General features: G+C 74.3%; 5 protein-coding genes. 1 reads left to right on the top strand and 4 read right to left on the bottom strand.

Features of this window, described 5'->3' with window-relative positions; translation table 11 throughout:
* Positions 1–51 precede the first annotated feature (51 nt).
* On the top strand, positions 52–948 hold the full coding sequence (locus BMW99_RS38880) for an alpha/beta hydrolase family protein (protein ID WP_069467122.1): 897 nt from the start codon (positions 52–54) through the stop codon (positions 946–948).
* Positions 949–1007: 59 nt separating this feature from the next.
* Here the strand turns inward: BMW99_RS38880 and BMW99_RS38875 are convergent, their stop codons facing one another.
* From BMW99_RS38875 to BMW99_RS38860, 4 genes are all read right to left on the bottom strand, one after another.
* Positions 1008–2138, bottom strand: coding sequence for a hypothetical protein (locus BMW99_RS38875; protein WP_075018422.1), 1131 nt, complete (start codon positions 2136–2138; stop codon positions 1008–1010).
* Positions 2139–2213: 75 nt separating this feature from the next.
* The gene (locus tag BMW99_RS38870; protein WP_075018421.1) at positions 2214–2837 is read right to left on the bottom strand and encodes a TetR/AcrR family transcriptional regulator; all 624 of its coding nucleotides are present in this window, start codon (positions 2835–2837) and stop codon (positions 2214–2216) included.
* Between the two features lie 21 nt (positions 2838–2858).
* Positions 2859–3566 (bottom strand): SDR family NAD(P)-dependent oxidoreductase, encoded by a 708-nt coding sequence (locus BMW99_RS38865; protein WP_075018420.1) that lies wholly within the window; start codon positions 3564–3566, stop codon positions 2859–2861.
* Between the two features lie 76 nt (positions 3567–3642).
* Positions 3643–4434, bottom strand: a 792-nt coding sequence (locus tag BMW99_RS38860; protein ID WP_075018419.1) for an alpha/beta hydrolase, incomplete at its 5' end; no start/stop codon positions are given.

Genomic DNA, 4434 nt, shown 5'->3' with positions numbered 1-4434 from the left:
GTCCCGGTCCCGGTCCCGGTCCCGGTCCCGGGCCCGGCCCCGGACGCCGCCGTGCCCGTCGTCTCGGTGAAGCCCGTCGTGCTGCCGGCCCCGGGCCGCGGTGAGGACCTCCAGGTCCGGGTCACCGCACCGGCCACCGGCGGGGACCTGCCGATCATCGTGTTCTCGCACGGCTTCGGCTCGTCCCTCGACGGCTACGGGCCGCTCGCCGACTACTGGGCGGCGCACGGGTTCGCCGTCCTCCAGCCCACCCATCTCGACTCCCGGACGCTCGGGCTCGCGCCCGACGACCCGCGCACCCCGCTGATCTGGCGTATCCGCGTGGAGGACCTGACGCGCACGATCGACCGGCTGGACGACCTGGAGGCCGCCGTGCCCGGGCTCGCCGGGCGACTGGACCGCGGCCGCATCGCCGCGGCCGGGCACTCGTGGGGCGGCCAGAGCGCGAGCATGCTGCTCGGCGCCCGCGTCCTGGGGGCCGACGGCGAGCCGGGCGAGGACCTGTCCGACCCGCGCGTCAGCGCCGGCCTGCTGCTGGCCACCACCGGCCTGGGCGGAGCCGACCTGTCGCCGTTCGCCGCCGAGAACTTCCCCTTCATGAGCCCGAGTTTCGCGGCGATGGCCACGCCCACGCTGGTCGTCGCGGGCGACCGCGACGACTCCCCGCTGTCGGTCCGCGGCCCCGACTGGTTCACCGACCCCTACCGGCTGAGCCCGGGGCCCAAGGCCCTGCTCACGCTGTTCGGCGCGGAGCACTCGCTGGGCGGCGTCGCCGGGTACCACGACGCGGAGACGACGGACGAGAACCCGGCGCGCGTCGCCCTGGTCCAGCGCCTCACCTGCGCCTACCTGCGGCAGGTCCTGCGGCCAGGCGACCCCTCCTGGGCCGCGGCGCGCACGGCCCTCGCCGCCGAGGACGCGCCGCTGGGGCGGATCACGGAGGCGTGAGACCGCCGGGGATGGCGGCGGGGACGCCCCGGGACCGGCCGGGAGAGGGCACCACGGACTCACCGTCCGCGGGCAGCGGCCCGGAGGTCCTCCTCGCGCGTCATCAGCGGCCCCACGCCGGCGAAGTACGGCGCCGCGTCCCGCGGTGACAGCACCGCCTCCAGGTCGACCCGTGCGGAAACGCGCGGCAGGAACCGGACCGCCCGGTAGTGATGGCGCCGAACCGGCGGGTCGAGCACCAGCCGCCGCACGCCGCCGACCACCGGAATGCGGTCGGGTGACAGGTCGCCGGTTATCCAACGGCCGGAGGGCTCCGCGAAGTTGAAGCACTCCACGGCGGTCGGCAGGTCGTCCGGGCGGCCCAGCGGGATCGGTGCGTCGAGGCTGATCGCGACAGCCTCGGCGCTCGGCGGGTCGCCGGGCAGGTGCCCGCCGCCGATCAGCACACCCGCCAGCAGGGTCTGCAACTGATAGATGCCCGACACTCCGCTGACGCGCAACCGGAACGCCGTGCCGGACGCGCGGTCCAGGACCAGCAGCGGCTCGTCCTCCCACAGCAGCAGCGCCCGCCGGATGCACCGCAGATCGCCGAAGTCCGGCTCCAGCCGGTCGGCCAGGCGCACCAGTTCGTCGAGGCCCGCCCCGACACCGTCCAGTCCGTCCGGCGACCCCAGCGCCCGCCGGACCCGCACGTCGGCGAGCACGGCGACCGACGCCTTCTCCCAGCGGTGGACGGTCAGCCAGCCCTCGAACAACGGCGTCACCCACCGGTCGCCGAGCGTCGCTTCGAGCCGTGCCAGCAACTCCTCACCCGGCGTCTCCTCCGGGTCGGGAAGATCGGCGTCCGGACCGAAGCCGCCGCGCCACATCTCCGCGAACGCGACGGCGTTGCCGAAGGCCCGGTGCGTGCCCCGCAGGACGGCGGGCGCACAGGCGAGGGCATCCGCCCGCCACTCCACCAGCGCGCCGACGAGGACGGCATAGAAAGCGGCGTACCAGCCGGGCATCCGGTCCAGCCGGGCCGCCAGATGCGGGCCCAGCGCGGGGGAGTGGGCGTCGAGCGTGGCCTTGGGCAGGGCCACCAACCGGTCGTACGCGGACTCCAGTTGCGGGATGTCCTGGGTGGCGATGGCGGCGTCGAACGCCGCACGCGCGGCGTCGAAGGGCCGCGCGGTCTCGTGGGTGCTCACCCGCCGAAGCGTAGCCAGGGGCTGTCGTGGGGAGCTCCGCGGCGTCGCCGAGCTCGAGACGACAGCCCCAGCCGGTCAACTCCTGGGCTCGGCCAGGCTGCGCACCGCCGCCAGCATCGCCGCGCGGTGCTCACGCAGGCGCTCCGCGGCGGCCTCGGCGGAGGCGGAGGGACCGTCCCCGCTCACCTCCCTGAGGGCGGGCGGGGCGCTGAGCCAGCTCTCCGTGACGCGCAGGACGATCGCGAACAGGTCGGCGGCGGGAATGTCGTCCCGCAGCCGGCCCTCCCGCTGGGCGCGCGCGACCGCGTCGACCCGCTCCTGGAAGCTCTCCAGCTCCTCGGCGGTCGGCCCGGCCTGCTCGAACGTCCGCCAGGCGGCGATCCTGCCCGCCTCCGGGTTCGCCAGGACGTAGTCGTAGCGGGCCGCCGCGAACGCGCACAGGTCGCCGCCGGGCAGCGGCACGGCCTCCATCACCGCGGTGATCTGGTCCCGCACCACCGCGTCGAACAGCGCGCTCTTGTCGCCGAAGTACACGTACAGCAGGCGCTTGTTGGCGCCGGCGCGCTCGGCGATGCGGTCGATGCGCGCGCCGGCCATGCCGTGCTCAGCGAACTCCGCGGTGGCCGCGCGCAGCAGCAGGGCCTTGGTGGCCTGCGCGTTGCGCGGGCGCGGACGGCGCTCCGCCGTGGATTCGGACATGGTCACCACCCTAGTGAGACGTCACCAGGCGACGGGGCCGCGGGCGTCGAAGAAGCCGCCCGTGGGTCCGTCGGGGCCGATCTGCGCCATCCGCACCAGGACTTCGGCGCCCTCCGCCACCGTCTGGGTGCCGGCGTGGTGGTTCAGGTCGGTGGCGGTGAAGCCGGGATCGACCGCGTTGATCCGCACCTCGGGGAACGCCTTGGCGTACTGGACGGTGAGCATGTTCACCGCCGCCTTCGAGGAGGGGTACGCGACGTCCGGGTAGAAGTGGGTGGGGGAGTCGGAGCTCGCCAGCTCGCGGGTCAGCGCCAGGCCGCTGCTGACGTTGACCACCACCGGCGCGGCCGACCGCCGCAGCAGCGGCAGGAACGCGTGCAGGGTGCGGACGTGGCCGAAGACGTTGGTCTCGAACACGGACCGCACGTCGCCCGCGGTGACTCCCGCGACGTCCACGAAGCCGCCGCCGGCGGTCCGCGGCTCGATGCCCGCGTTGTTGACCAGGACGTCGAGACCGCCGTCGGCCTCGATCGCCTTGGCGGCCGCAGCGACCGAGTCGTCGTCGGACACGTCGATCAGGACGGCGCGGGCGCCGAGCTCGTCGGCGGCGCGCCGCCCCCGCTCGGCGTCCCGCGCGCCGACGTAGACCGTGTGCCCGGCGGCCAGCAGCTGCCGGGCGGTCTCGAAGCCGATCCCCTTGTTCGCTCCGGTGACGAGTGTCGTCGTCATGACTGGGACCTCCTATGTATCTAACTGGATAGTTACATAGTGACTCGCCGGGCGAGGTAAGTCAACGTCCGGTTACTCAGGCCGCGGCCAGGCCGTCCCGGAAGAACCCGTCCAGCCGCTCGACGGCCTCGCCGACGTACGGCTCCTTGTCGTAGAGGTCGACGTGCGACGCACCCTCGACCCAGACCATCTCCTTCGGGCCGCGGGCCGCCTGGAAAGCGGCCACGCTCATCCAGGCGGTGATCGCCTCCCGGCCGGTGACCATCAGCAGCGGGCGGTCGATCAGCCCGACCTGGCCGAAGGCGTCGAAGGACGCGATGCGGTCCACGCTGGACCAGGTGAGCGTCCTGGCCGACCGCGGGTGCATGGCCCGCGGCGTGCAGTAGTACTCGTAGCCGTCGAAGACGTGCGCGCCGCCGAGGCGCGCCTCCTCCTCGCTAACGGGGAAGAGCGGGAAGCTCCCCACACCCTCGCCGCGGGCCTCCGCCGTCCGCGCGGCGGCTGCCGCGTCGAGCATGCCCTGGAAGACCGCCGGGTCCTGCGTGCCGTCCGCGCCGTTGCGGAACTGGCGGGCGATGTCGACGGCCGAGACGGTACCGACCGCCCTGATGCGGTGGTCGGACGCCGCGGACGACAGCACGTAGCCGCCGGAGGCGCAGATGCCGAGCGCGCCGATCCGCGCCGGATCGACGCCGTCCCGCACGGCGAGGAAGGAGACCGCGGCCCTGATGTCCTCGACGCGCTGCGCCGGGTCCTCCAGACCGCGCGGCTCGCCCGCGCTCTCACCCTGGTAGGCCGCGTCGAAGGTCAGCGTGACGAAGCCCCGCTCGGCCAGGTGCCGCGCGTACAGGCCGGCCGCCTGTTCCTT

Source organism: Actinacidiphila rubida, from assembly GCF_900110255.1.
Classification (GTDB): domain Bacteria; phylum Actinomycetota; class Actinomycetes; order Streptomycetales; family Streptomycetaceae; genus Actinacidiphila; species Actinacidiphila rubida.
The sequence above is the reverse complement of the archived record's forward strand: the minus strand, read 5'-3'. Positions and strand labels throughout refer to the sequence as shown.